The sequence below is a fragment of the Candidatus Hodgkinia cicadicola genome (assembly GCF_002774925.1).
Genome location: NZ_NXGO01000144.1, coordinates 1 through 751, shown reverse-complemented (window position 1 = coordinate 751; position 751 = coordinate 1). Strand labels below are relative to the sequence as shown.

Below are 751 nucleotides of genomic sequence, written 5' to 3'. Positions count from 1 at the left end.
TGGAAGTGCAGGTTCGACTATAGCTCCTAAACTTTACATTGCATTTGGTATATCCGGATCAGATCATCACATGATTGGTGTCAAAGATGCTAAAACAATTGTTGAAGTTAATACTGATAAAGATGCCGCTATTATGTCGATGGCTGATTATTCTTTAACTATTGATATGTTTGATGTTATATCTGGAATGATGAAGTGATTGGATAGTAATAAAAATGTAGATATTAATATAAACCAAGAATTGAACAAGCAAGAACAATGCATAAACTCTTTTGCAACAAAGAACTAAACCTGATTCCCAAGTTTTATTTTTTATTTTATTTATTATATCAAAATTTACAATCTACTCAAATTAGAACATAAGTATTAAGTAATTGTGATGAATGAAGATTGGCGTGAAGCGGATACTGCCCATCGACAGTTCTCAGCTGCTCGTCTGACTAGATCTTCTGGCCAATTTTTCTTAGTATTCTTCTGCTATCTGCCGGTTGGACAATTCCCTAATTAAGTGATTTTGATGATCTGTAATCCGTTCTCTGTATTTTATAGCTTGCGTTTGAATCACATCTTTCATGAATGGCATTTTGAGATCGTCGTGAATGGTTTGATTTGAGACAAACCATGGAGCGTTTGTTATTATGCGGAGAGTTTTCGATTGAAATTTTTGGAGAATTATTGTGTTAGATACCTTGGAGCAACCCCATAGCTCTACGCCATAAGTCCATATTGGCTTTAGTATCGTTTTGTATAT

Annotated in this window: 1 protein-coding gene; it reads left to right on the top strand. The window is 34.1% G+C overall.

Features of this window, described 5'->3' with window-relative positions:
* Positions 1-289 (top strand): FAD-binding protein (locus tag MAGTDC_RS03830; RefSeq protein WP_278046998.1); only part of this gene is annotated, 289 nt, incomplete at its 5' end.
* Positions 290-751: the final 462 nt, after the last annotated feature.